The organism is Acinetobacter sp. ANC_7654 (assembly GCF_056779855.1).
Genome location: NZ_JBWYIR010000002.1, coordinates 323,369 through 347,790, shown reverse-complemented (window position 1 = coordinate 347,790; position 24,422 = coordinate 323,369). Strand labels below are relative to the sequence as shown.

The 24,422-nt window shown below is 39.6% G+C and carries 25 protein-coding genes; 12 read left to right on the top strand and 13 right to left on the bottom strand.

All coding sequences use genetic code 11. The annotated features are described in order from the left end of the window. Window positions 1–35: 35 nt before the first annotated feature. The 6 genes from AC1M86_RS03895 to AC1M86_RS03870 all read left to right on the top strand — a co-directional run bounded on the left by AC1M86_RS03895 (window position 36) and on the right by AC1M86_RS03870 (window position 6,962). Window positions 36–1,022 (top strand): lipase family alpha/beta hydrolase, encoded by a 987-nt coding sequence (locus AC1M86_RS03895; protein ID WP_481607274.1) that lies wholly within the window; start codon window positions 36–38, stop codon window positions 1,020–1,022. Window positions 1,023–1,304: 282 nt separating this feature from the next. Beyond that, on the top strand, window positions 1,305–2,288 hold the full coding sequence (locus AC1M86_RS03890; protein WP_092766675.1) for an esterase/lipase family protein: 984 nt from the start codon (window positions 1,305–1,307) through the stop codon (window positions 2,286–2,288). A gap of 221 nt (window positions 2,289–2,509) precedes the next feature. Next, window positions 2,510–3,499 (top strand): lipase family alpha/beta hydrolase, encoded by a 990-nt coding sequence (locus AC1M86_RS03885; RefSeq protein WP_481607273.1) that lies wholly within the window; start codon window positions 2,510–2,512, stop codon window positions 3,497–3,499. 158 nt (window positions 3,500–3,657) lie between these two features. After that, complete coding sequence (locus AC1M86_RS03880) at window positions 3,658–4,632, top strand: lipase family alpha/beta hydrolase (RefSeq protein WP_481607272.1); 975 nt, start codon at window positions 3,658–3,660, stop codon at window positions 4,630–4,632. 250 nt (window positions 4,633–4,882) lie between these two features. Beyond that, the gene (locus AC1M86_RS03875; protein WP_481607271.1) at window positions 4,883–5,839 is read left to right on the top strand and encodes a lipase family alpha/beta hydrolase; all 957 of its coding nucleotides are present in this window, start codon (window positions 4,883–4,885) and stop codon (window positions 5,837–5,839) included. Window positions 5,840–5,981: 142 nt separating this feature from the next. Then, a complete protein-coding gene (locus tag AC1M86_RS03870; RefSeq protein WP_481607270.1) occupies window positions 5,982–6,962 on the top strand; it encodes an esterase/lipase family protein in 981 nt (326 codons plus the stop codon). Window positions 6,963–7,023: 61 nt separating this feature from the next. Here AC1M86_RS03870 and rplS read toward each other — a convergent pair whose 3' ends face one another. The 12 genes from rplS to ispH all read right to left on the bottom strand — a co-directional run bounded on the left by rplS (window position 7,024) and on the right by ispH (window position 17,780). Continuing rightward, window positions 7,024–7,395: a 50S ribosomal protein L19 gene (gene rplS / locus AC1M86_RS03865; RefSeq protein WP_004787066.1), complete on the bottom strand. Its 372-nt coding sequence runs from the start codon at window positions 7,393–7,395 to the stop codon at window positions 7,024–7,026. A 179-nt stretch (window positions 7,396–7,574) separates the two neighbouring features. Beyond that, on the bottom strand, window positions 7,575–8,315 hold the full coding sequence (trmD, locus tag AC1M86_RS03860) for a tRNA (guanosine(37)-N1)-methyltransferase TrmD (protein WP_481607269.1): 741 nt from the start codon (window positions 8,313–8,315) through the stop codon (window positions 7,575–7,577). Between the two features lie 26 nt (window positions 8,316–8,341). Beyond that, window positions 8,342–8,890: a ribosome maturation factor RimM gene (gene rimM, locus AC1M86_RS03855; protein ID WP_035264305.1), complete on the bottom strand. Its 549-nt coding sequence runs from the start codon at window positions 8,888–8,890 to the stop codon at window positions 8,342–8,344. Between the two features lie 18 nt (window positions 8,891–8,908). Next, the gene (gene rpsP / locus AC1M86_RS03850; protein ID WP_035264308.1) at window positions 8,909–9,166 is read right to left on the bottom strand and encodes a 30S ribosomal protein S16; all 258 of its coding nucleotides are present in this window, start codon (window positions 9,164–9,166) and stop codon (window positions 8,909–8,911) included. 144 nt (window positions 9,167–9,310) lie between these two features. After that, complete coding sequence (locus AC1M86_RS03845; RefSeq protein WP_481596170.1) at window positions 9,311–9,775, bottom strand: type IV pilin protein; 465 nt, start codon at window positions 9,773–9,775, stop codon at window positions 9,311–9,313. Next, complete coding sequence (locus AC1M86_RS03840) at window positions 9,759–10,256, bottom strand: type IV pilin protein (RefSeq protein WP_180028919.1); 498 nt, start codon at window positions 10,254–10,256, stop codon at window positions 9,759–9,761. The genes AC1M86_RS03845 and AC1M86_RS03840 overlap by 17 nt, the downstream gene beginning before the upstream one ends. A 9-nt stretch (window positions 10,257–10,265) precedes the next feature. Beyond that, window positions 10,266–13,937 carry a PilC/PilY family type IV pilus protein gene (locus tag AC1M86_RS03835; protein WP_481607268.1) on the bottom strand — a complete coding sequence of 1,224 codons (3,672 nt, stop codon included), beginning with the start codon at window positions 13,935–13,937 and terminating at the stop codon, window positions 10,266–10,268. A gap of 12 nt (window positions 13,938–13,949) precedes the next feature. Then, window positions 13,950–14,693, bottom strand: a complete 744-nt coding sequence (locus AC1M86_RS03830; protein ID WP_481607267.1) for a pilus assembly protein PilX — start codon at window positions 14,691–14,693, stop codon at window positions 13,950–13,952. Beyond that, window positions 14,690–15,727: a PilW family protein gene (locus tag AC1M86_RS03825; RefSeq protein ID WP_481607266.1), complete on the bottom strand. Its 1,038-nt coding sequence runs from the start codon at window positions 15,725–15,727 to the stop codon at window positions 14,690–14,692. Before AC1M86_RS03825 ends, AC1M86_RS03830 begins: the two co-directional genes overlap by 4 nt. Further along, complete coding sequence (pilV, locus tag AC1M86_RS03820; protein ID WP_228143086.1) at window positions 15,727–16,245, bottom strand: type IV pilus modification protein PilV; 519 nt, start codon at window positions 16,243–16,245, stop codon at window positions 15,727–15,729. Before pilV ends, AC1M86_RS03825 begins: the two co-directional genes overlap by 1 nt. Then, window positions 16,245–16,676, bottom strand: a complete 432-nt coding sequence (locus AC1M86_RS03815) for a pilus assembly FimT family protein (RefSeq protein WP_481607265.1) — start codon at window positions 16,674–16,676, stop codon at window positions 16,245–16,247. Before AC1M86_RS03815 ends, pilV begins: the two co-directional genes overlap by 1 nt. Before the next feature lie 153 nt (window positions 16,677–16,829). After that, window positions 16,830–17,780 (bottom strand): 4-hydroxy-3-methylbut-2-enyl diphosphate reductase, encoded by a 951-nt coding sequence (ispH, locus tag AC1M86_RS03810; protein ID WP_092766665.1) that lies wholly within the window; start codon window positions 17,778–17,780, stop codon window positions 16,830–16,832. Window positions 17,781–17,914: 134 nt separating this feature from the next. On the opposite strand from ispH, the gene gmk reads away from it, so the two are divergent. The 6 genes from gmk to bfr all read left to right on the top strand — a co-directional run bounded on the left by gmk (window position 17,915) and on the right by bfr (window position 22,701). After that, a complete protein-coding gene (gene gmk, locus AC1M86_RS03805) occupies window positions 17,915–18,535 on the top strand; it encodes a guanylate kinase (protein ID WP_035264330.1) in 621 nt (206 codons plus the stop codon). A 75-nt stretch (window positions 18,536–18,610) separates the two neighbouring features. Beyond that, the gene (gene rpoZ, locus AC1M86_RS03800) at window positions 18,611–18,892 is read left to right on the top strand and encodes a DNA-directed RNA polymerase subunit omega (protein ID WP_035264331.1); all 282 of its coding nucleotides are present in this window, start codon (window positions 18,611–18,613) and stop codon (window positions 18,890–18,892) included. 203 nt (window positions 18,893–19,095) lie between these two features. After that, window positions 19,096–21,198: a RelA/SpoT family protein gene (locus AC1M86_RS03795; protein ID WP_481607264.1), complete on the top strand. Its 2,103-nt coding sequence runs from the start codon at window positions 19,096–19,098 to the stop codon at window positions 21,196–21,198. A gap of 76 nt (window positions 21,199–21,274) precedes the next feature. Beyond that, window positions 21,275–21,658 (top strand): RidA family protein, encoded by a 384-nt coding sequence (locus tag AC1M86_RS03790; RefSeq protein ID WP_035264336.1) that lies wholly within the window; start codon window positions 21,275–21,277, stop codon window positions 21,656–21,658. 153 nt (window positions 21,659–21,811) lie between these two features. Beyond that, entirely contained in the window at window positions 21,812–22,006 is a 195-nt protein-coding gene (locus AC1M86_RS03785; RefSeq protein ID WP_035264349.1) for a bacterioferritin-associated ferredoxin, read from the top strand. 230 nt (window positions 22,007–22,236) lie between these two features. Continuing rightward, the gene (gene bfr, locus AC1M86_RS03780; RefSeq protein ID WP_481607263.1) at window positions 22,237–22,701 is read left to right on the top strand and encodes a heteropolymeric bacterioferritin subunit Bfr; all 465 of its coding nucleotides are present in this window, start codon (window positions 22,237–22,239) and stop codon (window positions 22,699–22,701) included. Between the two features lie 36 nt (window positions 22,702–22,737). On the opposite strand, the gene AC1M86_RS03775 is transcribed toward bfr, so the two are convergent. Continuing rightward, entirely contained in the window at window positions 22,738–24,366 is a 1,629-nt protein-coding gene (locus AC1M86_RS03775) for a PglL family O-oligosaccharyltransferase (protein WP_481607262.1), read from the bottom strand. Between the last annotated feature and the right edge of the window lie 56 nt (window positions 24,367–24,422).

Genomic DNA, 24,422 nt, shown 5'->3' with positions numbered 1-24,422 from the left:
TCTTCAAGGAACACATTCATTCACAGGGAAGAACGATGAAAAACTTAAAACTTAAATTGATACCTACGACGTTAGCATTCGTCATAACGCTATGCTTATCAGGCTCATTCACTGCCCACGCAGGTCCGGGATTACTCGAAGTAAATGAGACAAAGATCGGTAGTTACGCAAAAACCAAATATCCTATTGTGATGACACACGGTTGGTTAGGCTGGTCTCGCATAGGCAATGAAACATTCAATATTGACTATTGGTATCAAATCTTACCTGATCTATCGCGCAATGGTGCACGCGTTTTTGCAGCACAACTCTCACCTGCTCATACGACTGAATTTCGAGGAGAACAATTAATTTCTCAGGTTGAAGAAGTAATTGCGATCACTGGGCAGAAAAAGGTCAATCTGATTGGTCATTCGCACGGCGGACCGACTGTACGTTATGTTGCAGCAGTAAAACCCGACTATGTTGCTTCTGTTACTGGTGTAGGAGGGACTTTCAGAGGTTCTATGGTCGCAGATAAAATTCAAAATAATGAAGCAACTCGAACAATATTTAATATTTTAGGGGATTACATCATTCCCCCATTAATTGCTTATGCACAAGGTCGTCCTGATATGCCGATCAGCTTTGATGCTTCGATGAAATCATTAACTGAAACAGGCTCTGCTGCATTTAATGAACGTTTTCCAACAAAAGCTCTCGCGTCAAGTTGTACTCGTTTAGGCAGCCCAATAGACAACGGAATCTTTTATTATTCTTGGACTGGTGTTGCACAAACCACCAACCTCTTAGATATCGATACCATTTTAATGCAGCTCGGGCCTTTAGCGTATGGCAATAAAGATAATGATGGCATGGTTGGACGCTGTAGCACGCATATTGGACGTGTGATTCGTGATGATTACAAACTAAATCATACCGATTTAGCTAATATGATGTTCGGTCTCAGAGGTTTATTTGCCCCAGATCCTATTTCACTTTATCGCCAACATGCCAATCGTTTGAAACTGACAGGACTCTAGACGCACAAAATAGCGCAGTCAAATGGAAAGCTATTCATCAGAATAGCTTTTCCGACCATCAGCGACTCTCGACAAAATTTAAATAATGCTTTTTGAACACATTTGCTAATGATTAAATCCTTTAATTATTTCAACTTTTGATTCTTTTTTGCTTTTTATATGTTAATTCGGCAAGCTAAATTGGCATTTTTTGTATCTTGTTGCATTCAATAACATCTTTTAAGGTCTTCTGTATGTTCATCTGGAAGAACATCATAGATTCACTAAAAACTAGGAATAATAATGAAAATAAAACACATTCTAGGCTCGCTGGTGACAGCGCTATGTCTAACATCTACGACAACTTATGCTACTCAAGCTCAACAGATCAAAGTCTCAAGTGTCAAATCTGACTATGCCAAAACGAAATATCCTATTGTATTCGCTCATGGAATGGTTGGATTTATACGTTTGGGCACTGAAAGTCTAGGCATGGATTACTGGTATCAAATTTTACCTGATCTAGCGAGAAACGGTGCAAACACATGGGCGGCTAGAATGTCTCCTTTCAATTCTTCTGAAGTCCGAGGTGAACAATATGTTCAACAACTTGAAGAAGTCATGGCGATTACTGGTGCTGACAAACTCAATCTGATTGGTCATAGTCATGGTGCAAACTCTGTTCGTTATGCCGCAGGTGTAATGCCTGAACATGTTGCATCGGTGATGACTGTAGCCGGTGCCAACAAAGGTACAATCATCGCGTCAGATGTATTAAAAATCGCAGATAAAACAGGAACATCAGAGCTACTGAATGTTCTCATCAGCACTTTTGGTAAAGTCATTATGTGGGCGCAAGGTCTTCCTGCTGATACGTTCCCACATGATGCGATGGCCGCTGGTGTGAGTACATCTGTTGAAGGAACTGCCTTGTTTAATCAAAAATTCCCTCTCGGTTTACCATTAACCCACTGTGGCGAAGGTGCTTATCAAGAAAAAGGAATTCATTTATATTCAATGACAGGAAACAAGCCTTTTACGAATGCCTTGGATCTAGGTGACCCTGTCATGGTTCTACTTGACCGTTTGTCGGTTCATAAAGCAGGAAAAAATGATGGCATCGTTCCAGTTTGTAGTGCCCATTTTGGTAAAACTATTCGTGATGACTTTCCGTGGAATCATTTAGATGAGGTGAACTTGCTGTTCGGAATTAAAGGATTTTTTGCTCCTGACCCAGTTGCAGTTTATAGACAGCACGCCAACCGCCTTAAATTACAAGGACTTTAAATCTCTAGCTCTTTAATTGAGTAATTGCTTTCAAATTCATTAGGCTGGATTTGAAAGCAGATTCAAATCTTCATCAAGATAGTTCATTGATCAAATCTACCTCTCTTTTTTAACCTTAAAAATTTACCATTCATCTATTCGATATTTAAAATGTGATTTACATCACTATAATCAATTTAACTCTAGGATTAGGGTTTGATAATAAAAAGTTGAGGATGATGATGAAATACAACAAAATTATGGCGTGCCTACTTACGTCTGCAGCTTGCTTAACGACTCAATTATCTAATGCTTCTGCATTAGAAGTGAAACCTGTAACCTCGACACTTGGCAAATACAATACCTACGCAAAAACTAAATACCCAATCGTATTTGCACACGGACTAACAGGATTTGTCCGTCTTGGTACAGAGAGCTTTGGTTTAGATTATTGGCACCAAATCCTGCCAGATCTAGCGCGTAATGGTGCTAATGTCTGGCCTACACGAGTATCTCCATTCAACTCCAACGAAATTCGTGGAGAGCAATTGCTTCAACAAGTTGAAGATATTTTAGCCATTACTGGTGCACAAAAAGTGAACTTAATTGGGCATAGTCAAGGTGGACCATCAATACGTTATATTGGTGGAACAATTCCTGAACATGTGGCATCCATGACCACTGTCGCTGGTGTAAATAAAGGATCACCTATGGCAGACTTTATCTTGCGTTCAGAAGGAACAGGACTTGATACTGTGCTTGCGACAGCGATGAATTTTGTCTCGGGAGCAATTGTTTGGGCACAAGGATTAAATGCGAAAAGCCTACCACATGATTCGCTTGCCTCGGCTAAAAGTTTATCTACAGCAGGCTCATTAGCATTTACACAACGTTTCCCTGCTGGTGTACCAACCACAAAATGTGGTGAGGGTGCATATCAAGTCAATGGCATACGTATGTATTCATTTACTGGTAATACACCGTTTACCAATGCCCTTGATCCATCGGATTATGCAATGCAAGCGGCATCTTTCATTGTATCTAAGGAAGGTGCAAATGATGGTTTAGTCCCAGTTTGCAGTGCTCGCTTCGGACAAACGATTCGGGATGATTACCGTTGGAATCATTTAGATGAGGTCAATCAAATGATGGGAATGACTAGCATTTTTGCAGCAGATCCAGTATCGGTTTATCGACAACACGCAAATCGTTTGAAACTTCAAGGACTATAATCTTCTCAAGCCTCCATACGGTCATCACGAAATTATGGAGGCTTATCTTAAAAATCGTTCCCTAAAATTTAAATCCACTTTTCTTTCCTCTTACTTCGCTATACTCTTATTGTGACAACGGAAATTGTCGAGTATTTCAATCCATCTAAGGAATAGAGATGAGAAAATTTATTTTGGGGACATGCCTCTCTTTCGCATGTTTAATTGGCACGAGTTACGCTGCTACAGCACCTGAACAAGTGACTTCAAAATTTCAAACTACTTATGCAAAAACCCAGTATCCAATCGTATTTAGTCACGGAATGTCTGGTTTTATCCGTATTGGCACTGATCCACTCGGTGTAGATTATTGGTATCAAATTTTACCTGATCTCGCCCGTAACGGTGCAAATGTATGGGCTTCCCGTGTATCGCCATTTAACTCATCAGAAATTCGGGGTGAGCAACTTTTACATCAAGTTGAAGAAGTCATTGCACTCACTGGATCGCCTAAGGTCAATCTAATCGGTCACTCTCACGGCGGGCCCACAATTCGATATGTCGCAGGTGTAAGACCTGAATTAGTCGCATCAATGACAGCGATTGGGGCACCACATCAAGGCTCACCAGTGTCTGATTTTATATTAAAAATTCGTGATACAGCACCAATCCTTGAAACACCTATTGTGGCTGTAGTCAATCTACTGTCTAAAGCTATTATTTGGGCACAGGAACTTGATCCAGTATCCTTCCCTCATGACTCACTTGCGGGAGCCAATAGTTTGAGCTTAGCAGGATCAACAATATTTAATCAAAAATATCCTATAGGCGTTCCTCAAAACTCATGCTCTGAAGGTTTATATCGTGAACAAGGAATATATAACTATTCCTTTACGGGTATCGGAACGGTCACAAACCCACTTGATGTAGACTCAGCTTTAAAAATTACCAGTTTATTAATTGATGGTGGTCAAGAGAATGATGGTCTAGTTTCACGCTGTAGTGCGAAATTCGGTAAAACCATCCGTGATGATCTTAATTGGAATCATCTAGATGAAGTCAATCAAGTGCTTGGTTTAAAAAGTGTCTTTGCGCCAGATCCAGTCTCGATGTATCGTCAACATGCAAATCGCCTTAAACAACAAGGTCTCTAATATATTTTTTTGTCTGCACTCATCTCTAGATGGGTCCAGACTGTTTAAATAGCCCTCATTAGCATGACATATCTATCCTATAAATGAGTCACCCATCCAATTTATATCAATAAATTTGCACTTTATCTCTTTTTTATAGACTTAAGTCACAATTTTAGTATCTTAAATTATGGCGATGGATATCGCCTGAATCATAAAAATAAACGAATCACTGAATGAGTATCGAAAATGAAACTAAAAAAAAATAGTCATGAGCCTATGCATAGGTTCATGTTTTCTTCCTGTTGCACAAGCCTCAACGCAAATTAAAGATTTAGCCGTTAACCATACCGTCAAAACACCTAAATCAAATTATGCACAAACCCAATACCCTATTGTGCTTGCCCATGGCTTATTTGGCTTTGGTAGTATGGTCGGTGTTGACTACTTTTATCAGATCACTCCTGATCTTGCTCGAAATGGTGCAAACATCTGGCAAACACGTGTTTCAACGATGAACTCAAGTGAAGTGCGAGGCGAACAAGCACTGAGTCAAGTTGAAGAGATACTTGCCATTACCGGTAAGCAAAAAGTGAATTTAATCGGACATAGTCATGGTGGTCAGACTGTTCGATATATTGCAGGTGTTATACCTGATCATGTCGCATCTGTTACGACAATTGCTTCTGGAAATCAAGGAGCAAGAATGGCTGATATACTAGAAGGTGTTCTGGTAGGTAATATTTTAGAAGCACCTGCTCGCGCGATTTTTGACAATCTGGTATCGCCAGTGATTACATTCGCATCTGGTCTTGATCCAAAAGTCTTTCCTTATGATGCTAAAGCAGCCCTACAAAGTTTAGGAACGAAAGAATCACTCAAATTTAGTCAGAATTTTCCAAATGGTGTACCTACAACCCAATGTGGTGAAGGGGCTTATCGTGTCAACAATACTCATTATTATTCATTTATGGGTAACTCTCCATTTAATACCGCTTTAGATCCATCTGATTATGGCATGTTAGCTTCTTCTCTTTTGGCTGAAAAAGATGGAGATGGAATTGTAGGGCGTTGCTCTGCTCGATTTGGCAAGGTCATTCGTGATAATTATAAATGGAATCATTTAGATGAAATTAACCATCTACTCGGTTTAAAAAGCATTTTTGCACCAAGCGCTGTAGATGTTTATCGTCAGCATGCAAATCGACTTAAACTCCAAGGGCTATAAAACCTAAACACAAAGGGTGAGATTTTCACCCTTTCTTTCAGTTTAATAATGATTAACATTTAGTCGGATTTATCTTATTTTTGTTTAGTTTTTTTTTACAATATTTTTTGACAATAAATATTGTCTTTTTAAGGAAGAAAAAATGAAAACAAAAAAAATGATCCCAGCACTTCTGCTAAGTCTCGTAGGATTATCTCAACTTACATATGCTTCCGGCCTGATCGATGTCGAAGCTAAATACGTAAATACCAATTATGCGCAAACTAAGTACCCTATTGTAATGGCCCATGGCTTTGCATTAGGTTTTAGCCGCATTGGTACAGCACATTTCGGTTTAGATCAGTTCTATCAAATTACCCCTGACCTCGCACGAAATGGTGCACGTGTTTTTGTCGCTCAAATGTCTCCTGTCGAATCAACTGTGGTTCGTGGTGAGCAACTGTTACAACAAGTGGAAACAGCTTTAGCTATTACGGGTAAAGACAAGGTCAATTTGATCGGCCATAGTCATGGAGGACCTACTGTACGTTACGTTGAAGCCATTGCTCCTAAGAAAGTTGCCTCTCTAACTGCTGTTGCAGGCAGTATTAAGGGCTCTCCCCTAGGAGATACTTTCGTAAATAGTAAAGTGCTTAATAGTGTAGCAAAATTAGTTATTGGTGATATTTTGGCACCTGCAATTTCAATTATGGAAGGTAATCCAAGTCTTAGCGTTAATTACGAACAATCCATGTATGATCTTTCTGTAAAAGGTTCTTTAGAATTTAATCAAAAGTTCTCTTCTGCTGCGATCCCAAAAGACTGTAATTCTAACGGTTCATCACAAACGGCTAACGGCGTATATCATTATTCTTGGATTGGTTCTTCAAAGGTGACCAATGTTCTCGATATTTTAGATACCGCAATTGTTGTCTTAGGGACAGCGATTATGCCTAATGAACGCAATCACGATGGTCTCGTGCCTATTTGTAGTGCTAAATACGGCAAAGTAATTCGTGATAATTACAACTTAAATCATTTTGATGAAGTCAATCAAATACTTGGGCTTAAAGGCTTCTTTGCTCCTGATCCAGTATCAATCTTTAGACAACATGCCAATCGTTTGAAGATTCAAGGTTTGTAAGTTTTGATCATAAAAAAATGCGCCAAAAGGCGCATTTTTTTGCTTCGAAGCAAGGCTAAAATTAACCTTGTTTACGAGCTGGTAACTTTTCACGAATACGTGCAGCTTTACCAGAAAGTTCACGTAGGTAATAAAGTTTAGCACGACGAACGTCACCACGACGTTTAACTTCGATTTTAGCTACGATTGGTGAATGAGTTTGGAAAACACGCTCAACACCAACACCGCTAGAAATTTTACGTACTGTGAACGCAGAGTTCAAACCACGGTTTTTCTTAGCGATTACAACGCCTTCGAACGCTTGTAGACGTTCACGGTCGCCTTCTTTTACTTTTACTTGGACAACTACTGTGTCACCTGGTGCAAAAGCTGGGATGTCTTGTTTAAGCTGAGCATTTTCTACAGCTTGTACTAAAGGATGCTTACCGCTCATGGGGTATCTCCAATATGTGTGGGTCAGAAGAGGTCTGATATCCACTGGGGCTAGAGGCTAAGGCGCATAGACCCGATTGACTTTCCCTTCATGCTTGACCGCTTCAATGCATAAAGAGCCTATTTAATACTTCAAGCAATATGCTTGAGGTCATATTTGCTTAAATAAATCTAAAAGATTTATTTTTGCGAATCTTTGAGCCATTTCTTTTGCTGCTTCGTCAACTCAACTTTTTCAACCAATTCAGGTCGACGTTCAAGCGTTCGTTGATAGCGCTGCAAAAAACGCCATTTTTCAATATTTGCATGATGACCTGATTTTAGTACCTCAGGCACATCCAAACCTTCAAAATGATCTGGCTTTGTATATTGCGGACAGTCGAGTAAACCATCCACAAATGAGTCTTGAACGTGTGATTGTGCATCAGACATTGCACCCGGAAGTCTCCGAATAATACTGTCCAATAAAACCATCGCAGGCAGTTCTCCCCCAGATAAAACGTAATCCCCTATGGACCATTCCTGATCAACATATTTTTGGATCAAACGCTCATCAACACCTTCATAACGACCACACAATACAATTAATCCGTCATATTGCACGAAATCTTGTACTGAAGGTTCATTTAAGGTTTTACCTTGTGGCGACATATACACCACAGGTACATGAACAGCACCTGCTCGCGTTGCAAGCTCTTTGGCACGATGAATTGCTTTTGCCAATGGCTCAGCCATCATCACCATACCAGGACCACCACCAAATGGACGCTCATCCACTCGTTTGTAGTTCCCTGTTGCAAAATCACGAGGATTAATACAATGAATTTGCATTAAATCGCGTTTCGCTGCGCGACCGCTAATACCAAAACTTGTAATCGCTTCAAACATTTCAGGAAAAAGCGTAATGACTGCAAAAAACATCGCAGACTCCCGTATTTCCGAAAATATTAGTAATCTACGCCCCAATTGACATAGATACGACCAGTTTCGAGATCAACGCGTTGCACCACATCTTTATGCCATGGAATCATTCGCTCTTCGCCATCGACACTGTCAGCAGTTGCGCGAACTACCATCACATCGTTAGCACCTGTTTCAAACAATTCGTGGATTTGACCAAGATTGACTTCTTGCTCTTCATCATCCAGACCTAACACTGTTAGACCCTTTAGATCAGACCAATAATACTCGTCCACGCCTGGTTGAGGCAGTTGCGATTTAGAAATCCAGATATTTGCGCCAACTAAATTGTCTGCTGCAGTACGATCACTCACACCTTTCAGCGAAACAACTAAGCCTTTACCATGTGGCTTCCAACGTTTCACATCTACAATTTGCCAACCTGCTTTGGTCTCGATGTACCAAGGCAGATAGTCAAATATGTTGCTCATAGGTTCTGTGTTGGAATAGACCCAGAGCCACCCATTTAATCCATAAGCTGAACGTAGCTGTCCAATCTGAATACGATCTTCGGGAACATTCTGTGTTGGTGTCATGGGCTAGCTTCTACCGTATTAAACAGCAGCTGCAGCTTTTTTAGCTTGAGCAGCTAATGAAGCAACACGTTCAGAAGGTTGAGCACCTTGAGCAACCCAGTGAGCGAAACGATCAGCATCTAAACGAAGTTTTTCTGCTTTACCTTGAGCTGTAGGGTTGAAGAAACCGATACGTTCGATGAAACGACCGTCACGTGCATTACGGCTATCAGTCACGATGATTTGATAGAACGGACGTTTTTTAGCACCACCGCGTGCAAGACGAATAACAACCATGATAGAACCTTATAGTTTTTACGGATTATCCCTGCACCGACCATCGATACATTTCAAACCCCTTTCATAGAGGGCAGTATTTTACGTGAACTTTGATCCGATTGAAAGCTCAAAAATTATTTATCCACATTTTTGAATTTAAATTTATTTTCCATCCCAGTTTGTACTTGAAGAAGGTGTACAAGAAGCTGCTTTCACCCAACATTTTTCATTGGCTTCATTTATGACAAAGTGACCATCTGTTTGCATCAATTTTCCACTCACAGGCACTGCACTCAACACCCAACTGTTGTTGGTTACATCTGATATACCAACCGTATAGACAGGATCATAATACGGAACTTCAACTCGATTTTGCGCATTGGTCTGAAATCCCAATTCAGCCAACGTGACTGCTTTGCCATCCGGTTTAATATAACTGTAATTCGCAACCTGATAGTGCTGAAGTCGAGCTGCAATATCTGCCAATGTGGTTTTTACTTCGACACGTTTAGTTTTACGAACATATTCTTGGTAGGACGGATAGGCAATCATGGCTAAAATTCCAATGATGACCACTGCAATCATAATCTCTACTAAAGTAAATCCTGAATTACCATTGTTTTGCATTTGCACCACATCCTGTATATGCATTGACTTCTTTTAAGTCATTTTCCACCAAATATTCTGTTTTACAACGAATACCCTGACTCGTCGCCAAAAACGCATCATAGCCTGTCTGCGTTGGTACAGCTCGAATCCCCCATGCCCGTCCCAAGCCCTGATCTGAACTTAATAAGGTTTTAGGTGTTTTTTCACTGATATCGGCAATACTAATCACATATTTTGGTTTCTTCGCATCAGGCAGGGAAATACTCGTCATTGAAGTATCTTGATCGTAGATATACTTCGCATCAAAACCTCGATAGGAAAAACTACGACTTTTATAGCGTTCAAGTTGTTCAATAATTTTGGATACTTCTTGCTGAGCCTGTGCAGCAGCATTACGTTTTAAATAACTTTGGTAAGATGGCACTGCGATTGTCATCAATATGGCAATTATCACTACAACAACCATCAACTCAATCAGCGTAAAACCTTTTTGATTCATGGTAACCACCTACTGACGCTCAAACCAGTTATAAGCTTTCAGCACTTTGGTTGTGATGTAGTTGGTATAACCACCGCCCAGCAAAGTCGTTTTCTTTTTACCATTCTGGACAATAGGTACGCTGTTTAGCTTACTAATCCCATCAGACTTAGTGTCTGAGATTTCTGCCACAATTTTATTTTGAAGATTAGACGTTGATCCAGCATCTCCACAAACACCATACGGCAAGCAAAGCTTTAAGGTACGACTTGCTCCTTTAATGCCCCCAGTACATTGGTTCGGTTGTTGTGACGACGCATCATTTGGATTGTATAAAGACACATATAAATCTGAATGACTTTGACTATTTGCGATCGCAATATAACCATTTAATGCTTTAACTGTACCAGTATTCGCTGTTTCGTTTTTAGACGTTGTTCGTTGCAGCACATAGAACCAACCACGCTTATTACGGTTCATCAGATGTGGCACTGTTGTACCTGATAAATTAGACCATGCAGTTAAATGAGCTTCGGTAAGGTTTTGTGTTTTAGCAAAATTCGCTTGAAATAAATTCGGTTGTGCCAAGTCATAATCATGTAACACATAGACTCGATTGTCATAAATATTGCTGGTATTTAAAGGAAAGCTGCGATTTCCTGACGCAATACTCACCGCACCAAATCGCTCACCATTCAGATCATGGATGGTCAAAGCAGGCATTTCATAAAAACGTTGGTGATACGCACTAAAATCAGCAAGACGTGTCACTCGTCCAAACGCGGTTGTATTCGTTCCAAGACGATTATTGAGATCGACGCGCCACACTTGCCCACCTAAATCACCAAAATATAGGTGATCGATCAAACCATCCGTATTGCGGTCAAATGCTTTAATTTGACTGACCACACTATATTTCATCTCAGCATGCTTAACATCAACACTGGTTTGATTCGATTGGTTGCCATAGCGTGCATTCCACAATAATTCGCCCGTTTCAGCATCAAAAATATAGACGCCCGCCCCTTGATTAGCTCGTTGACCAGTTAATACAGATTGAGGCTGATAACCATCCGTTTCATAGGCCATATCATAGCCACCACCCACAATCATGACCGTTTTAACTTTGCCGTCAAAACGAATTTTAGCAATGGTAGGTTTAGACCAACTATATCCCATAGCTTTTAAGGCATCTGATTGATTTGTGCCGCTCACTGATGTTGATTTACTCTTTATCGTTCCAGAACTTGGATCAACATGGAAAAGTAATTCAGGTTGGTTCGGATTTTTCATATCCAAGGCATAATAACTACGCCCACCCATGCGCATACCACCATAAATGTTGGCTTTCGCAGCAATAAACTTATTGTTGTTCTGATCAATCTTATATTGAACATCTGAAGTCCATGATCCATCCATGCCATAAATAGGATGCGCAGATGACAATAATGTATTGGACTGTTCAAGTAACGCGTCTCGTCGACTTGGATCTTGAACCATTTCATGAGGTAAGAAACTAAATGCCTCTTCACCAGTTTCTTGATCCACAACATGCAATAATCCTTGCATCGTCCCAAATACCACGTAATCTTTTCGATGAGTCGCATTACGGGTATTCGCTAAAATGGTACCAGACCCCGCGTTATATTTTGCTTCGAGCGTCACCAACAATGGTTCCGAGTGAACAACGCCTCCCATTTGCTGCATCACCTTAAGATCTTTAACCTTATTTAGATCATTCCAAATGTATCCAGCAGGTAAGCTACTTAAGTAGTTTTTATCAAGTCGATAACCCAAAGCCGACAGTAAATAGGGTTGATATACATTTTGTCGCCACCCCGACTTGGTTGAATCAATATAGGTCGCGGCTAGCACATTCTGTGTCGTTAATTTCGTCAGTTGTCCATTCTCAGAACCTACCAATCGTTTTGCTTGATCACCCGTTGTGGCAATCGTTGCATTGGTGAATAAAGGGCGCGTTTTTATTTTGTCTGTAGCAGTAACACCTGCTAGTGGTGAAGGTGTGACAATCCGAGAGAACACGCCCCCTTGAATTGCACTCAAACCATCATCTATTCCAGTATTGTTCCAAAAATCCTGCGTATTGGTTCGTATTGCACCTGATCGATCAAGTACCTCTTTCCCCGCACGATCAATCATCACAGCTTGAGCATTAATACTGTATTTCTTTAAGTTCCCTAACCATAATTGATGTGTGGAAGCCAATACCGAATTTGCTGTGCTCACCTGTGGTTGAAACTGCGGTGCGAACACATAAGGATATGCTGAACTTGTTGATAAACGGTCAAATGGCACCACATAAGTACCAAAACTAGCAGCCTCAAAGTTACCGTGAGAGACGGCAACCAAGAAGGTATTCAATGCATTCTGAATATCTTCACCAGAAGTCGCTTGGGTATACCCCCCAATTTCTTGGCGAGTCCCGTAGGTATCCCCTTTACCAATCACATTCCCCAACTGTTTTAATGCTTGAGCATTCATACTATTGGAAATGTCATTTCCAGAACCTGTATAGCTACTATCAAAAGTACAATGATCGTATAGCCCGTCATTGTCATAATCACGACAGGTTTCTCGTGGATGCTTTTGGAATAAGGGACCAAAACCTACAGTAGATGTATAAACACGCTTCTGATTCGCATCGCTGGTCATCTGTGTTTGATTTGCCAAACGCTGAACCATCTTACCTACGCAAGCCCATGAACTACGGTTTTGCCAGGTGGTTTGATTGGCTGACACAGCATTACCAATATCATCTTCATAAAAAAGATATGGCTGCGTCGCCATTTCCTTAAACTCACCATTGAAGGTCGCGGCACCACTGGCACCTTTGGCATTACCGTAATTGTAATAGACATCTTTTAAGGGCGAGCCTTCACAAGTAAAGCTGTCATCTGCCAACGCATTTTGCATGACAGGGAGTACCGTCTTTGGTCTCAAACCAACTGGCGCCCCATCTGTTAAGAAAAAAACACCTTGCGTACTACATTGGGCATCACTGTTATTCAACTTGTTGAGTGGCGCTCTATAACTACCATCCGCTTTGCGAATGTCCGCTGGCGCAAATGATGCTCCAGATAAACCACGGCTATAATTAGAATATTTAGATGAAGGAAGTAAATCGATGCCTTTTAGGTTAGCCCCAAAGGTACGATTTCCTAGTAAATACGCATAAGTTTCTGAGAGTAATAGTGGTGTGGGCGTACTACCTACGGCTCCAATACTATTAATTTTATTGATTAAATCCGTACGGTGAGCAGGTGTAAGTTGTTTTGCTTCTAGTAAGATTTTAGATGAACGAGCATTTTCACCATAGCTTAACCAATCTTCTGTTGTCCCTATTTCACCCGTTGACGTAAACACCGACACCCCAATATAAACATTATCTGGAATACGATAATTTCCTGATAAGTCCTTTGCATTTAAGGCATCTACCAATGAGTTTTTTAAGGCATTTAAACGGCTAACACTTTGACCTTTATAAGTTGCATCTACTGCACTCATACTCATCGAGTTATCAATCGCCAACATGATAATCGGATTATTTTTTGCTACAGGATTTTGATAAATTTGTAGATCACTGGCGTTCATTTGCATTGGGATCGCACCCAATGCCATCACGACTGCAATACTTTGCGCAATCATCTTTTTTGTAAAATGATTCTTTATCTTTTTATTCACAACACATCCCCATTAAGATTCAGCGCGCTGATAAGCATCAAAAATGTAACTTTGAATTTGGGTGTTATACGGCACACCAATTTCCTTTAAACAGGACGAAATGGTTTGTGCATTACCCACCAATGGTGCTGTATGTGGTCGGCGCAAACAAAGATGGATTTCATCCGTTAAATCTGTCGAAGACAATGCGGGTAAGAGCGATGTTGAATAGACTGTTATTTTTTTAGTATCAGAAGGTTGTCCTATACTTTCAGTGTCAGTTCCAACGTTTGCGTTTGAAAGTGGGATATCATGATCACTGTCTGATGGAGGGCTTACGATTACAGACACCTGAGTTAATTGCGCCTTACGAGCACTGGCATAATCCCCATCATTTGATAAGGAACAAAACCCAGAAACACCATCGACTGAGACATCACTCATTGCTTCATTCCAACGCAATACACTACTGTTGGAAACATTAAACATCGCACTATTGGATTGGTTTCTAAAACAGAATACGACTTCGTTACCTTCATTCTGAATCGAGTAACCAATTAAGCTCAGAGGGTTACCACTGGAGGCAGCATAGCCGCCATGCCCCAATCGATAAAAAACAGTATCGGAAGATTGCATTAACAATTGTTGCGCTTGGCTGTTGGTGGTGATATTCAAACTCACCATACTTTGTCGAATCGCCCAAGTACCAATAATGGTGAGCAGAACTAACATAATCAGTACCACAATCAGCGTTGCACCACGTTGATGTTGAATCATAAGCCCTCCGCTGAATCCATCACACTCATACCATTTCGAATCGCGATCGTTTGTGTAATGACTTGTCGAATAAATTTAGTCGCGACGGTTTTTTGTGCTTTTTTTAATTTTACTTTTTGATCAAGAACTTCAAATTCTTGATGAGGAGAAATTGCTTGATTTTGACCTACATTCTCAGATGACCTTACTAATAAACCGACCTGTATTGAATTAATGCGTGGACGTGGATAAACATTGAGCTTTTTATAATCTTCAATACTTATATATCTTTGCTGTGCCGTATTATCGTCATTAGAAATCCCCAACAGATAGTGAAAGTGATCAACACGATGCATCAAAATTTCACCATTCGTTGTTCCAAAGACAGTCTTTTTATTATTAAAATTTTTTAAAATTTGAGTGCTGTTACGCGTGTACCACCCTGCTTCACAGGCCAAGACCAATGCATCGTGTGGTTCTTTTTGAATATTTGCATTTGCATCTTTACGTAGAAAAAAACGTTGAACAATATATCGTCCAGCATCGTAATTATTACCTTCACAATCCACACCTTGTGTATCAGCATAAAACTGCATGACCAATTGGTCGCTCATTCCCGCTTGAGCAGGTTGTGAAGATTCAGCTGAAACCAACTCTATATTACTCGGCATACCAGATTGCGATACAGGCACAACCTCCGTATTTGGAATATTTCGTGAAATATTGACAGGAATATTGGTCGCATTAAATGCCAAATCACCAGATGTAGGCACCACTGGAGACTGAGCTGAAGTGATAACAATGCCACCATGCGTCAAACGATCATTAATGATATTTACTTGACCATAATTTGCTTTACGAATTTCATAAGTAAGAAAGCGCAGACCAAAGTTGCCGTTATCTTGAACCTCCGACATCCCTTTCTGCATCGTGAATCCCATCTGCCCTGTAAAAAACAGATGTACCGCAGCAGCGGTAATCAATAATCCAAGCACCAAAGCGATCATAAGCTCGACTAGCGTCAAACCTTTTTGTGTATACCTAAGATGCTGCATCAATAAAGCTCCATAACGATGCATTGCGCTTTTGGTAAATAACTTCCACCATGGGTACATGCATCTTTTGCAGAAGCATCATCGATAGGTTTTGTTTTTCCCCAGGCTACGTAAATGCATCGGCGAGATTGCAAATTATTACTGACTTGGCAATTCGGCATTTTGATACTCATACCAAGACCATTGGCATTTTTTATTATCTGGGCAGCATCATAATGGGCAAAATCGGCTGCTTGAACACATGGATTCGTCGTTCCTTTTTGCACACATGATTTGGCTGTAGTTGTTTGTGTTTCTGCATTTATTCTAGCTTGATACTGAGTATAAGCATTTGAGTTCGCACGTATCTTCTCAGATAAGTCACGCGCTAAATTCATGGCTTGTAATTTAGACATTGCTTCATGTGAAGCATCAATTGCGCGCATTTGTAAAAATGAAAACCCCAATACCCCAATGGCCAAAACCAATAAGGCAACTAGAATTTCAATCATTCCTACCCCCTGTTGCGCAGCACGCATTAGCATGTCCCCTCTGCTTTTAAATATTGTGTTCCCATTCTTGTAATTGCTATCGTTTTAGAAACACCTAACACCTTATTACAAATAGAAAAATTTATGTCAGATGTAAAGTCAGAAATTCCCCCATCCATCCAGAATGTGACTTTTTCTTGTGATGAAGTCAATTTATTTTGCTCTTTGGGTGTCCAATGAAAGATTGTATTGCTATCTGATTGATTCGACTGAAGATCTACAGTCACATCTTTTCTTAACAATGTTGCTTGATTACGCGCCATCATCAGCACGCTTGATAATTCACGCACATCTGAATTTAGGCGATATTGCGCAACAAGATTTTTAAAAGATGGAATAGCCATGGTTGCTGTGATTGATAGCACAATTGTGGTAATCAGCAGCTCAATAATGGTAAAGCCCCGTTGTAAGTCTTTCATATTCAAACTTTTGTATTTATTTATTAATGTTACAAAAGTAATATTTTATAATTATAAAACCAACACAGTTATGACAAATGGTATGAAAATGAGGATAAGATCACGATTTTGCAATCTGTTCACTTATCCTGCTATGTCATTGATAATTCATTATTAAGCTTGAGTAACTTGAATTCTCAATTCTTTAGGCAAGCTAAAGGTTATGTTCTCTTCTCGCCCATTTAATTCCTGTGGTGACGTAGCGCCCCAATCTTGTAGACGCTGAATCACTTGTTTAATCAAAATTTCAGGTGCTGAAGCACCTGCAGTAACACCGATTTTAGTGGTTTCAGCAAACCATTCTTTTTTTAGCTCATCCGCATTATCTACGAGATAAGCATGCTTACCCATTCGCTCTGCCAATTCTCGAAGACGATTAGAGTTCGAGGAGTTTGGAGAACCAACCACTAAAACGACATCACATTGAGTCGCTAAATCACGGACCGCATCTTGACGGTTTTGAGTTGCATAACAGATATCATCTTTACGTGGCCCTTGGATGGCTGGAAATTTAGCACGTAAAGCATCAATGACCTTTGCAGTATCATCAATTGAAAGTGTCGTTTGAGTGACAAATGCTAACTTATTAGGATTATTCACCTGTAAAGCAGCAACATCATCTTCATCTTCAACCAGATAAATTGCACCACCATTTTTCAGATCATATTGACCCATGGTGCCTTCAACTTCTGGATGCCCTTCATGACCAATCAGAATGGCTTCAATCCCTTCACGCGCATATTTTGTTACTTCGATATGCACTTTTGTCACGAGAGGACATGTGGCATCAAATACTTTTAATCCACGGCGCTCAGCTTCTTGTTGTACAGCTTTTGATACACCATGTGCACTAAAAATCACAATATTGTCATCAGGAACTTCATCTAATTCATCTACAAAAATTGCACCACGTTGGCGTAAATCGTCCACAACAAATTTGTTATGTACCACTTCATGACGAACGTAAATCGGAGGATTAAAGCTTTCAAGTGCACGATTAACGATCGCAATAGCGCGGTCTACACCAGCACAGAAACCACGTGGATTAGCTAAAACAATTTCCATAAGACCCTCAAACGATCGCTAAAATTTGGTCAATGAATCAGAATATTTTTTAAAACAAATGCGAATTGCTATTTAGTTTAAAAGCACTCTGCTCTAAAATAGAGAAGATATTTTATCATATCAGGAAAAATATCATGTCGGGTCTCTTGTTTGTCGTTTCAGCTGCTTCTGGAACTGGCAAAACATCATTAGTTAAAGCCCTACTTGAGCGCGTAAGCAATTTACACGTTTCTGTTTCACACACTACTCGAGGTCAACGCCCTGGTGAATTAGATGGTGTGCATTATCACTTTACCAGCAAAGAATCTTTCATTGAGCAAGTGAATCAAGGTGGTTTCATCGAATATGCGGAAGTTTTCGGTAACTACTACGGCACTTCACAAGCGACTGTAAAAGAACAACTTGCAAAGGGTCATGATGTTTTACTTGAAATTGATTGGCAAGGTGCAGAACAGGTTCGCAAACTTTTTCCTGAATCAAAACAAATTTTCATTCTTCCACCTACTCAATTTGATCTTCGCCAACGCCTATCAAACCGCGGTACAGATTCTGTTGAAGTGATTGAACATCGCTTAAGTTGTGCAGTAGAAGATATGCAACAGTACGTAAACTTTGATTACATCATCCTGAATGATGATTTTAATAAAGCTTTACATGATCTTGAGTCTGTCATTAATGCGAACCGTCTTTCATTATCACAACAGGCTCACCGACATAAAGATTTAATTCAAAAATTAATCACACCGAATTCGTGATTAAACTTGAGTCTATAGACAAAGCATTTTATACTGCGCAGTCTGTTAAAAAATTTCATACATACGAGAACTCTTATGGCACGCGTAACCGTTGAAGATTGTTTAGACCATGTAGACAACCGCTTTGAGCTTGTACTAGTGGCAAGCAAACGCGCGCGTCAACTTGCTCGTCAAGGTATCGAACCAACTGTAGAATGGGACAATGACAAACCAACAGTGGTTGCTTTACGTGAAATCGCTGAAGGTCATGTCACTAAAGATATCTTGAAACAGCGTGAGCAAGATTATCAAACGTCTAGCTTAGATTTAGCACTTTCTGCAAATAACTTAAACTTAGATGGTTTTTCTTTCCAATAAGCTTAAGCCCTGCATTTAAAAGAGCCTAGTCCAATGACTAGGCTTTTTTATTGAATTTTTTTAGAGAATGATTCGACAAAATTGAAAAAATTTGTTAAAAAAATTAGAGCTATTCTCTATTTAAAAATAGAGCATTGTAGCAATATGAATTTTTAGTAAAGTCTTTTACTTTTTACTCTCTTCCACGGATTCAAAGGTGTAGTATGCCAGGCCCATTGGTCAGCCAAGCTAAGCAACAGCTAAAAGTCATCATCGACGCGTATTTATCTGAAAAGGACGTCGACAGAGTGCTTGTGGCCTGCGATTATGCTGACATGGCGCATGATGGTATTACACGCAAAAGCGGTGAACCCTATATTCTGCATCCGATAGCCGTAAGTTGTATTCTGGCGCATATGCGTCTAGACCCAGAAACGTTGATGGCAGCACTACTGCACGATGTCATTGAAGATACCGACTTTAGCAAAGAAGACATTACTGAAAAATTTGGCAAAACAGTGGCTGAGCTGGTCGATGGTGTTACGAAATTAAGCCACTCTAGTGACAAAGAATATAATAAAGCAGCCTCATTCCGAAAAATCCTACAAGCCACATTACAAGATCCTCGTGTGATCATCATTAAACTTTCAGACCGTTACCATAATATGACAACTTTGGAAGCTTTAAGACCAGATAAACGTGCCCGTATTGCACAAGAAACTTTTGATATATTCGTGCCAATGGCACGTTTGGTCGGCATGAATGAAATGGCTGACAATCTTGAACACCTCTGTTATCAAAATCTTGATCTAGATATGTTCAATGATGTTCAAAATGCTTTGGCGCAAACCAAACCTCAACGCTGTAAGTACCAAGCCATTTGGGAAAAACATTTGAGCGATCTCTTGGAAAACTTCAATATTCCCGGGCGGATCAAAAAGAAAAACAATAACATTGAATTGCTACGCCACTTTGTTAAAAACGAAATTAACCTTCAAGAACTCACACATAGTCATGCGTTTGAAATCGTTCTCCAGACCATTGCCGATTGCGATCGTTTAGTTGAGTTGTTAAAAGATAACTTCCAAGTTTTAAATTACCAAGATCATATCCGCCGCCCTCTCCCTGGTGGCAATCAATCCTTGATGCTGCGTTTGAAAGGCGAGAAAACAACGCTTTCGCTCACCATACAAACTGAACTTATGCGTAAGGCTGCGCGATTTGGGGTGGTATTAGGTGAAAATGCTCCTCAAACATGCCGATCTGCCATTCAGGCATCTATGCAGAATTTGCATACCTTAGTCGGTGGCGACTGTGCAAAGACCACGTTTAATGATCTATTGGATTATTTACATCAAGAAAAAATATGGGTCTATACTCCTCAAGGTCACTTACATGAGTTACCACAAGGAGCGACAGCAGTAGATTTCGCCTACTCTGCAAGCTTGTTCTTAGGTAACCATGCCGTCGGCTGTAAAATTGATGGTGAAATCAAACCGCTTTCTACACCACTCTCAAGTGGTCAAGTCATTGAGGTGATTACAGATGTTCTCGCTTCACCCAACCCTGATTGGCTGAGCTTTATCAACACTCAAAAAGCGAGACGCTCTATTCAAAATATTTTGCGAGACCAAGATATTGATGAACAGCGCCTTGTCGGTCAACAAGCGTTAAATCGTGCATTAAAGTTATTTAATACGTCTATTCATGATCTAACTGATCAAAATTGGACTGAACTATTACAATGGCGCCATATTCCAACCAAGAATCATCTTTTTGAACAAATTGCTGTAGGTGATTTACTCCCACAACTTGTGGCGAACCATCTCTTTGCTCAAGATCATCATCAAGATCAAGCATCCAGTCGCCTGATCTTAGGTACTGATGGTGTAGATGTAAAATATGCCCATTGTTGTAATGCAGTGTTAGGCGATCCTATACAGGGGCATTTATCTCGCCGTGGTCTTATTGTTCACCGTGCTCGCTGTAAGAACCTTCTACACGAACAACAGTTACATCCTGAAAATATTATGCCGTTGCACTGGAAAGATGAAGGTGAATCAGAAATCAACTTCAATGCTTACTTATGTATCGATCTATTATTAAGTGATGAGCAAATTTCAGAACTGATTTATATCTGCCGTAAATCAAAAATCGGAATCGAGTCCGTTCGACAATACGAATCAAAAACCTATCTGAGTATTGTTGTTCATAGTCGTCAACAAATTGCGCAAATCATTCGTGAACTCCGCATGCAATTTGGTTTTCCGCGTATTTCACGCATGTCAGCTCCTCTTGCTGTTGAAGAAGTCTCACAAGCCTGCTAAACAAATACAGATTAGAGCTTTCACCTATAGTGTTCATCCTTTATGATGAAGCTAGATTTGAATAATGGAGAAATAGATGTCCCGCCAAGTCATTCATACTGAAAATGCACCTGCTGCAATTGGTACTTACTCTCAAGCCATTCTTGTCGGCGATACACTTTATCTTTCAGGACAAATTGGATTAGATCCATATAGCATGGAATTGGTTGAAGGCATTGAAGCTCAAATTCGTCGTGTATTTGATAATCTAAAAGCAGTTTGTGAAGCTGCAGGTGGTTCTTTAGCTGATATTGCTAAACTGAATATTTTCCTCACTGATTTATCTCACTTTCAACTGGTAAACCAAATTATGGGTGAATATTTCGCTCAGCCTTACCCTGCACGAGCAGCATTAGGCGTTGCAAGTTTACCTAAAGGCGCACTGGTTGAAATGGATGGTGTTGTGATTATTTCTAAATAATTTCAATATCTTAGAAAATACCATCTATAAGGTGGTATTTTTTTATCTAGAAAAACGATGAATTAAACAGCATTTTTAAATGAATTTCATTGACAAACGATAATAATTATCAATAATATCAACTATCGCATTTATCCTTGTGGTTGAGCAGAAATGTACGTTTGTTTATGTCGTGGAATTACAGATCAAGATATTAAAGATGCTATGGCAAATGGCGCTGAATCTTATCGTGAAATTCGTGACTTGCTTGACCTAGGCACTTGTTGTGGACGTTGTGTTCCTGAAGCACGCAGTATTATTAATGAAGAACTTGCTGAAATAGCTGCCAGAATTTCAATCGCCGCTTAACTCAGAATGTGCTAAAAAATAATAACAACTCATTCTATAACTATAATTCAGATTTCCAATTTCTCCCCCCGCTTTGACTCAGCGGGGTTATTTTTTGCAAAAGTGTATTTGATTGCGATTTTCATTTGCTGTTCAATAAATTACTCGTCAGGCTTTAGCAAGTTGGGTTAAGATAATCTCTATCGATAGCCTTCTATGATAGGCTGAATTTTGAGTTTGGAGCTAAGATCATGAAAGGCAACCGTGACGTTATTCATCAGTTAAATCAGGTGCTTTACCACCATCTTACAGCCATCAACCAATATTTCTTACATTCACGTATGTTTAATGATTGGGGCATCGAACAACTCGGTTCAGCGGAATATAAAGAATCTATCCGTCAAATGAAGCATGCAGATAAAATCATTGAGCGCATTTTATTTTTAGAAGGTCTTCCAAATCTGCAACATCTGGGTAAGCTCTATATTGGTCAACACACCATCGAAGTGCTGCAATGCGATGTTCGGAAAGTAAAAGAAAATATTGAAACGATTCAAACTGCTGTGAAATTAGCAGAAGAACAACTCGATTACGTTACGCGCGATTTGTTACAAGAGATTTTAGAAAAAGAAGAAGAGTATTTAGATTGGGCGACCACTCAACTCGACCTTGTCGATCAAGTTGGTGTAGAGAATTATATTCAAAGCCAAATTTAATGATTGAAATAAAAAAATCCCCTTTCGGGGATTTTTTTATTTCAATAAGTCATCATACTCAATATGCTGCTTATGCAATGTTTCTAAAATCCATAATTGATGCTTCGCTTTTTGCTCCTTACCATTAAAAGCCAACACTTGTGCATACTTATGTAAATCATATTTTGATGCCAAGTTTGCAACCATTCGCTCTAGATCAGCAAGTTGTTGTTCTGTCATTTCAGTTTTAGGATCTAGTCCAATCCACCACACGCGCTCTTTAAATTGAGTAATCAACCAAATTTGCTTTTGCATGGTGTGTTGTTGATCTGCTGTTAAAGCTTCAGCCTTTGATGCGAGTACACTTTGCTCTTTATATAAAAAATAATCCCGTGTCGTGACTAAAGCACCCACAATCGTGATAAGAGCAACCACTGCGAACACTCGACCATTTATTTTCACTGAAGGCAATTTTGCATATTGCGCCTGAATGATGCCCAGTAAGAAACCTGCTGGAAGTAGAAAATAAGCATAATGCAAAGGAAACTCTAACATGCCATGAATGAGAATCGCACATACCATTAATGTTGCAATGATCGAGATATTATCCTTCACTCCTTTATTGAGCCACAGTAGCCAAGCTGTAAAGTACAGAAGAATAAGCCCACCTAAAATCAAACCATTCCAGACCAACAGATCTAGAATCATGTTGTGTGCACTTTTATACCAAAGTGAAACTTGGAAGGTATCGGTAATATAGTATTGCGCTAAGCCTGTTTGATTCCATCCATACCCCCACCATTGTTGATGCAGAATTGCAGCTATCATTTGTTGCCACATATCTAGACGAATATCACCTGCACCTTTTGCCACTATTGCTGAGCCTTGAACAGCAGTTTGAGTATCTGTAACAGCAAAAAGCCATTGATTAAGAGATGCTAAATTGGATGAAAGTAATATAAATAAGCCAACCCATAATGCGAGATGGATATGAGAAAATCGATTCTGTTTTTTGACTTGTTTGATTAACCAATAGATCACAATAAAAGCGCAAACGATAATACTTGTTCGAGATTGTGCTAACACCACACCAAACAGTGTGATTAAAGACATTGGCACAAGAAAAAAACTAGAAATTATTTTCTTTTCAAATAGATAAATACTACTTAATAAACTTAGAATGAGTAATGTCGCTAAATTATTCGGCTGAGCTAAATTCGCATACGGGCGATTGCCGTTAAATGAATAAATAATACCTGAAAAGAAGGTATGCATATCCAACCACTGTAGCACAGCAAATATAGCTGAAATAACTCCGACTGAAAAAAATGTTAAACAGGTAATTTTAAATACTTGTTCTCTATTTCTCTGCTCAAGGCAAAGTTGATATCCAGCAATCACCATCAACATAAAGAACAGAATATAAGCAAAACTAAATAAAGCATTGCTGAAATAGATGTTCTGTCCAAAAATAAATTGAATAAGTGGAATACTTAGAAATGGCAATAAATAAAGCTGTGGTTTTGCGATTTTTACTTTAGATTTTGCTAAATATAGCAATAAAAAAGAGACTGCGATAAACGTCAATACTTCTGAACCGAAGGTTGGCCAAGGAGAACGGTGATACGGTAAGAGCAAAGAAAGGATAAAAATAAAGACAGAAAATAGTAAAAGTAGCTTCTGCATATGAAATTCAATATAGATACACTAAACTTATTATACTCTTTAAATGAGTGAACTCA

Coding starts and splice junctions, on each gene's coding strand:
- AC1M86_RS03875 (WP_481607271.1), top strand. CDS start 4,883: ATGAGCCTATGCATAGGTTCATGTTTTCTTCCTGTTGCACAAGCCTCA.
- AC1M86_RS03885 (WP_481607273.1), top strand. CDS start 2,510: ATGAAATACAACAAAATTATGGCGTGCCTACTTACGTCTGCAGCTTGC.
- rpsP (WP_035264308.1), bottom strand. CDS start 9,166: ATGGTTGTTATTCGTCTTGCACGCGGTGGTGCTAAAAAACGTCCGTTC.
- gmk (WP_035264330.1), top strand. CDS start 17,915: ATGTCGGGTCTCTTGTTTGTCGTTTCAGCTGCTTCTGGAACTGGCAAA.
- rplS (WP_004787066.1), bottom strand. CDS start 7,395: ATGAGCGGTAAGCATCCTTTAGTACAAGCTGTAGAAAATGCTCAGCTT.
- AC1M86_RS03775 (WP_481607262.1), bottom strand. CDS start 24,366: ATGCAGAAGCTACTTTTACTATTTTCTGTCTTTATTTTTATCCTTTCT.
- pilV (WP_228143086.1), bottom strand. CDS start 16,245: ATGCGTGCTGCGCAACAGGGGGTAGGAATGATTGAAATTCTAGTTGCC.
- AC1M86_RS03895 (WP_481607274.1), top strand. CDS start 36: ATGAAAAACTTAAAACTTAAATTGATACCTACGACGTTAGCATTCGTC.
- AC1M86_RS03795 (WP_481607264.1), top strand. CDS start 19,096: ATGCCAGGCCCATTGGTCAGCCAAGCTAAGCAACAGCTAAAAGTCATC.
- AC1M86_RS03870 (WP_481607270.1), top strand. CDS start 5,982: ATGAAAACAAAAAAAATGATCCCAGCACTTCTGCTAAGTCTCGTAGGA.
- AC1M86_RS03840 (WP_180028919.1), bottom strand. CDS start 10,256: ATGAATCAAAAAGGTTTTACGCTGATTGAGTTGATGGTTGTTGTAGTG.
- AC1M86_RS03890 (WP_092766675.1), top strand. CDS start 1,305: ATGAAAATAAAACACATTCTAGGCTCGCTGGTGACAGCGCTATGTCTA.
- AC1M86_RS03825 (WP_481607266.1), bottom strand. CDS start 15,727: ATGCAGCATCTTAGGTATACACAAAAAGGTTTGACGCTAGTCGAGCTT.
- bfr (WP_481607263.1), top strand. CDS start 22,237: ATGAAAGGCAACCGTGACGTTATTCATCAGTTAAATCAGGTGCTTTAC.
- rpoZ (WP_035264331.1), top strand. CDS start 18,611: ATGGCACGCGTAACCGTTGAAGATTGTTTAGACCATGTAGACAACCGC.
- AC1M86_RS03790 (WP_035264336.1), top strand. CDS start 21,275: ATGTCCCGCCAAGTCATTCATACTGAAAATGCACCTGCTGCAATTGGT.
- AC1M86_RS03815 (WP_481607265.1), bottom strand. CDS start 16,676: ATGAAAGACTTACAACGGGGCTTTACCATTATTGAGCTGCTGATTACC.
- ispH (WP_092766665.1), bottom strand. CDS start 17,780: ATGGAAATTGTTTTAGCTAATCCACGTGGTTTCTGTGCTGGTGTAGAC.
- rimM (WP_035264305.1), bottom strand. CDS start 8,890: ATGACACCAACACAGAATGTTCCCGAAGATCGTATTCAGATTGGACAG.
- AC1M86_RS03830 (WP_481607267.1), bottom strand. CDS start 14,693: ATGATTCAACATCAACGTGGTGCAACGCTGATTGTGGTACTGATTATG.
- AC1M86_RS03845 (WP_481596170.1), bottom strand. CDS start 9,775: ATGCAAAACAATGGTAATTCAGGATTTACTTTAGTAGAGATTATGATT.
- trmD (WP_481607269.1), bottom strand. CDS start 8,315: ATGTTTTTTGCAGTCATTACGCTTTTTCCTGAAATGTTTGAAGCGATT.
- AC1M86_RS03785 (WP_035264349.1), top strand. CDS start 21,812: ATGTACGTTTGTTTATGTCGTGGAATTACAGATCAAGATATTAAAGAT.
- AC1M86_RS03880 (WP_481607272.1), top strand. CDS start 3,658: ATGAGAAAATTTATTTTGGGGACATGCCTCTCTTTCGCATGTTTAATT.